This window comes from Providencia sp. JGM181 (genome assembly GCF_018257375.1).
Lineage (GTDB): Bacteria > Pseudomonadota > Gammaproteobacteria > Enterobacterales > Enterobacteriaceae > Providencia > Providencia lanzhouensis.
Map to the genome: position 1 here is coordinate 1 of NZ_JAERJY010000179.1, position 6,035 is coordinate 6,035.

6 protein-coding genes are annotated in these 6,035 nt (G+C 40.2%); all 6 read left to right on the top strand.

The window, feature by feature from the left end:
- Positions 1-157: 157 nt before the first annotated feature.
- Positions 158-688: a fimbrial protein gene (locus tag JK188_RS15935; protein ID WP_211887167.1), complete on the top strand. Its 531-nt coding sequence runs from the start codon at positions 158-160 to the stop codon at positions 686-688.
- Between the two features lie 75 nt (positions 689-763).
- Entirely contained in the window at positions 764-1,435 is a 672-nt protein-coding gene (locus JK188_RS15940; RefSeq protein ID WP_211887165.1) for a fimbrial biogenesis chaperone, read from the top strand.
- Between the two features lie 24 nt (positions 1,436-1,459).
- Positions 1,460-3,949, top strand: a complete 2,490-nt coding sequence (locus JK188_RS15945; RefSeq protein ID WP_211887163.1) for a fimbria/pilus outer membrane usher protein — start codon at positions 1,460-1,462, stop codon at positions 3,947-3,949.
- Between the two features lie 14 nt (positions 3,950-3,963).
- Positions 3,964-4,950: a fimbrial protein gene (locus JK188_RS15950; RefSeq protein WP_211887161.1), complete on the top strand. Its 987-nt coding sequence runs from the start codon at positions 3,964-3,966 to the stop codon at positions 4,948-4,950.
- A gap of 8 nt (positions 4,951-4,958) precedes the next feature.
- The gene (locus JK188_RS15955) at positions 4,959-5,474 is read left to right on the top strand and encodes a fimbrial protein (protein ID WP_211887159.1); all 516 of its coding nucleotides are present in this window, start codon (positions 4,959-4,961) and stop codon (positions 5,472-5,474) included.
- A 9-nt stretch (positions 5,475-5,483) separates the two neighbouring features.
- Positions 5,484-5,978: a fimbrial protein gene (locus JK188_RS15960; protein WP_211887158.1), complete on the top strand. Its 495-nt coding sequence runs from the start codon at positions 5,484-5,486 to the stop codon at positions 5,976-5,978.
- Positions 5,979-6,035 lie beyond the last annotated feature (57 nt).

The following is a 6,035-nucleotide window of genomic DNA, read 5'->3' on the forward strand; positions in this document are numbered from 1 at the left end:
AAAATAAATAACCGTAACTCAAGATGAAATTTAAAATCTAAAAAAACACAAACTTGTTTATTTATAAAAACAAACACAAAATACTTAAGCTTTAATTCACAAGCGAAAAACATTCACGAAATTATATTTTATATCGAACTCAGTTCGGAGAGTTAAAATGAAAAAACAGATTATTGCATCGTTAATTGCAACAGGAACTTTATTAATTTCTGCTAATGGCTTTGCCAAAGATGGTGATATTAATTTCACGGGCGAAATTACCGATAACGCATGTCAGTTAGCATCCGGTTCTGATGCTATTCAAGTGAACTTAGGTAAAGTTTCTAAAACATCATTAGCCAGTACTGGTAGTACTGCTGCTGCCACTAAGTTTTCCATTCAATTAGAAAACTGCCCTGCCGCAGTAACCACTGCAACGGTAAAATTTGATGGCGTTTCTTATGAAGGTGATAGCAGTGTTCTGCAGTTAACCAATGCGGGAGCATCTGGAATTGCTAAAGATGTTGGTATTCAAATTCAAGACGTTAAAGGAATTACTGTTCCTTTATATACCGCATCCAGTGAATATGCCCTAAAAGAAACGGTTGTAAATAATTTAGATTTTACCGCACGTTATATTGCAATGTCTGATGCTGTCAGTGCTGGTTTAGCAAACTCAACGGCAACATTCACAATTAATTATAACTAATTTCAATTTAAGGTTTATATGGATATAAGCCTTAGTGATTTATTTTTTGTTTTGTTATAACTCAGTGGTGGCTATATGAAATCAATAATTACTATTTTTATCTTTTTTTTCGCACTTATCAGTACAGCCAATGCTGGTGTCATTATTGGTGGTACCCGCGTCATTTATCCTGAAGGGAAGAAAGACGTGAGTATTAGTGTAGAAAATCCAGATAAAATTCCTTATTTAATTCAATCATGGATTGAAAATGCCAATGAAGGCAAGCAAACGGACTTTACTATTACGCCACCACTTTTTCGTTTAAACCAAGAAAAGACTAATGCATTACGGATATTTCTAACCCAAGACTCTCTACCAAAAGATAGAGAATCTTTATTTTGGTTAAATGTAAAAACAATTCCTGCAACAGAGAAAAAATCAGAAAACTCACTAAAGATCGCGTTCAAAACTCAGATGAAATTAATTTATCGTCCTGATTCATTAACGAATGTCGATTTTAATGAAGAGCAAAAAAAACTTAAGTGGTCGAAAAATAGTAAAGCCATTACTGTTAATAACCCAACACCTTATTACATGAACTTCCAGAGTATTAAATTTAATGGGAAGAGCGCAGAAAATATTTCTTATGTCGCACCGTTTTCAGAGAAAAGCTTCAATATTAACAATCCTGAATTACACGGAACCATTAAATGGGAAGTGATTAATGATTATGGCTCCGCCAATAATCCAGCAGAAATAAAAATATAGCCTTAAGGATAGTTAGGTTTATCTATGAAAATAAATAAAATATGCCTTAGCCTATTTTTATCTCTAGGCTATATTGCGACGTCTTCGGCAGAAACGGACACCTATTTTGATCCTGAATTTCTTGAGCTACCGAATAAAGAATCCGTGGACTTAGAACAGTTTGAGCGTAATGAACAATTACCGGGTCAATATTATGTGGATATTTACATTAATAAGAGCTTGATTGGCTCAAAAAGTGTTAGCTTTTCCACCAATAAAAATAATGAACTGGAGCCTTGCTTAACGCTCTCTGACCTGAAAGATGTTGGGGTTAAAGTCGGGGAATACCCTGAGCTGCGAGTCGCGGGTAACCAATGCATTAATTTATCTGCGATTCCTGATGCCAAAAGTGAGTTTGAATTTGGTTCTCAGCGCCTTTATTTAAGCATTCCGCAGATTGCATTGAACATGAACCCGCGCGGCTATGTGGATCTCGCGGCGATCGACAATGGGATCACTGCCCTGTTACTCAATTACAGCTATAACGGCTCGCGCAGTATCGATCGTAAAAATGATAATAACAGCAGCAATTCCAACTATGTGAACTTGCGCCCAGGGCTGAATATCGGTCCGTGGCGTCTGCGCAACTACACCACGTGGCAAAGTAGTGATGGGCAACGCAATAAGTGGGACACGGTATATACCTATTTAAGCCGTAATATCAATGCGATAAAAAGTCAGCTGATCCTTGGGGACAGCTCATCACCGTCCGATATTTTCGACAGTGTGCCGTTTCGTGGGGTGCAACTCTCCACTGACGATGATATGAATCCAGAAAGCCTACGTGGGTACGCACCAGTGGTACGGGGTATCGCGCGCAGTAATGCGCAGATCACCATTCGTCAAAACGGTTACACCATTTACCAAACCGATGTTGCAGCAGGTCCGTTTGAAATTAACGATCTCTACCCTACAGGGGGGAGTGGGGACTTACACGTTACGATTAAAGAAGCCAACGGTAGCGAACAGTACCAAATTATTCCGTTTGCCTCTTTACCGGTTTTACAACGTGAAGGCTATCTCTCCTATAGCGTGACGGGCGGGCAATACCGCAGTTATGACAGTAGCGTGGATAAAAAAACCTTTGCGCAATTTGCACTAACTTACGGGCTGCCTTGGGGGGTGACTCTGTTTGGCGGAAGCCAAGTCAGTGACAAATATCAGGCTTACTCCATCGGTTCAGGGCAAAACTTAGGGCGATTTGGTGCATTATCTATCGATGTCACCCACGCCAGTTCGACCCTCAGTAATGGTGAAAAAGAGAGCGGACAATCCTACCGTTTTCGCTATAACAAAAACCTGAATGATATTGGCACCAACATCGCTTTAGCGGGCTATCGTTATTCCACTAAAGGGTTTTATAGCTTGTCGGAAGTGTTTGATGGCTATCGAAAAGAAGCATTTACCGCATTACATGAGCGCCGCCGTAACCGTGGAGAAATCACCCTCAGCCAAAGCTTAGGGGACGGCTGGGGTTCCTTGTCGGTAGGTTTTGTGAGTGAAGATTACTGGAATAGCGATCGCAAAACGCAGTCAACAACCATTGGCTATAACAATAGCTGGAACGACATTAGCTATGGGGTGAATTATAGCTATAACAAAAACACCAACCCAAATAACTACGATGGACGTAATAAAGACGATGATCACCAGTTTGCCTTTACGGTGAGTGTGCCATTTAGCCTGTTTGATAGCACTTTCTATTACAACCTTAATGGCACAAACAGCAGTAGCAATGGCTCCTCGGGCAGCATGGGGGTTTCGGCAACGCAACTGGATAATCGCTTGAACTGGAGTGCTCAACAAAACTTCCCAACCCGCGATTCTGGAGCTTCCGGTAACTTAAATGCCAGCTACCGTGGGCAATATGGGGAAGTCACTGGGGGTACGGGTTACAGCACCGACAATTACAACCTGTATTACGGCGCCAGCGGTAGTGTGGTCGCCCATTCTGGCGGCGTGGTTTTGGGCCAGCAGCTGGGAGAAACCGCGGCATTGGTGGAAATTCCAGATGCCGCTAATGTCCCGATATTGAACCAAACCGGTATCCAAACCAACGGGCAAGGCTATGCGTTAGTGCCGTATGTCACCGCGTATCGCAGCAATGGTATCCAAATTGATACCAGTAAATTGCCGGATGATACCGAAATGGAGTTAACCACCCAGAATGTGGCACCAAGCCGTGGGGCAATTGCTAAAGCTAGCTTTAATGCCAATGTGGGCTATCGCGCCATCATGACGTTGCACTTTAAAGATGGTAAACCCGTGCCATTCGGGGCGCAGGCAATTTTCCCAAGCAATAATCAGCTCAATGCGATGGTCGGAAATGATGGGGAAATTTATCTGTCAGGAATGCCAGAGAGTGGCTCATTTACGATTCAATATAACGATAAGCAACAGTGTCAGGTGAATTATAACTTGGCGGGATTACCGAATTATATTGGTTTATATAAAACTATTGCCATTTGCCAATAATAAGGAAATAAGTAATGAAAAAATTAATAGTTAACTCCGTATTGGCGGTGGGGTGCTTGTATACCGGGTATGCTAATGCAATCTGTGTACAAAATCCTGCATTAAATAATGTGATAACAACCGTGACTCCACGCACATTTAATATACTTTATGATGATAACAGTGTTCGCGACTTATCTATTTTTGAACACAGATATGTAAGTGGAAGTCCTTACGCGATAACAACCTACCCTGGGACATGTGGAAATATACGCTGGAAATACGCTTATGCAAATAGTTGGAAACCTAATGCTAACTATATTGCCAATACAAATATTCCTGGAATTGGCGTAAAAATAATGCACGACAGATTTTATCTTAATAGTGGACCAGAACCATTTTATGCTCCTTATGATAATACTCATAGTTCTCTTCGAATTAATACCCCCATGTGGACAGTCACATTTATAAAAACAGGGCGGGTAACACAGTCGGGATCATTATCATCGGGTGTCATTGGTCATGCTCTCGCATATAACCCCTACCCAAGAACAACCTTTACCTTAGCGAGTTTATATTTTCCTACTGACCAAATTAAAGTCAACATTCTCCAATGTTCACTGAAAAATAACCAATCCGTTTATAATATTGAGCTAGGTGACTGGCGAGATACTCAGTTTAAAAATATTGGAGATGCTAGTGATGCTATCGATGTTCCAATTACATTAACCTGTAATCCGGGAACAAATATTAAAACTACCGTTACCAGTTCCTCTGGCTATATTGATCAAAATACTGGGAAACTCGCTTTATCTGGTGCAGATAAAGCAACTGGCGTAGCAATTCAACTCCTAGATAAAAACAATGCCCCCATAAAACTAAATACAAGTAATATTTCACAAAATAATGTTCCTGAAGGCGACTATGTTTTGGGCTGGAAAGCCCGTTATATTAAAACGGCAGATAAAATCACTCCTGGAAGTGCAAATGCAACAGCCACCGTTAATATTCGCTATGAATAGAGGTATTCATGAAAAAAACAATATTTACACTACTAATTATAAATGTTTTTTCTCAACCATTATTGGTTAATGCAGCGGATACTGTAACAGTAAATTTTAAGGGTAATATTAAAGCAGCTACCTGTAATTTATCTGCTGGAAATAATATTGATGTTGACCTTACGAATATAGGTTTAGATTCCTTTATTTCTGCACAAGGCGCCTCACCTTGGAAAACCTTTAATATTGAATTAAAAGATTGCTCCGCATATATCAATAATGTGAAATTAACCTTCACAGGCACAGGGGATAACGCGGATATCAATAGCCTATATAAAAATAGCGGCACCGCCGCCAATATAGCCATTCAATTGCAAAGTGGCGATGGCGCAACTCCGCTAGGCAATACTAAAGTATTAACGGTTCCCACCAATGGGCAATCTTTGGTGAGTGTACCTCTACGTACACGGGCATTTTCTTCACTCGGTAATGGTACTGCGGGCACCTTATCCGCCAATATTACTGCCACCATTACCTATCTATAGGAGCAGCTAATGAAAATATTTTTATTCAGTATATTGGGACTATTAGCGTTACCTGCAATGGCAGAAACCGTCAATATTAAGGTACATGGCAATGTGATCGCCATGCCCTGCAAAGTCGAAAACACCAGTTATAACGTGGATCTCGGTAAAATAAATCGTTGGAATTATCGCAACCCAGCCCAAAGCCCATGGGTGGATTTTTCTATTAAATTGGTTGATTGCCCTGTGACAACCAAAAATGCCAAATTCAGTGTTAACGGAACACCCGATACCATCGACAATAACTATTTTGTGAATACAGGCAGTTCCACTGGAAGCTTGCTGCATCTCGCGCAAACAAATAATAAAACGACCATTAAAAATGGCAGTATGGTAGATATGGCTATCAATAGCGCCACTAAAAGTGCCGAAATTCCACTATCTGCAAGAATGGTAAGTTTACAGCCTATGTTTACATCAGGAAATTTTAAAAGCCATTTAGAGTTTTCCGTTATATATCCTTAATAAAGGAATATGATATTCATATGGTTATCTGTTAAAGATAATCTTAATGTAATGCTC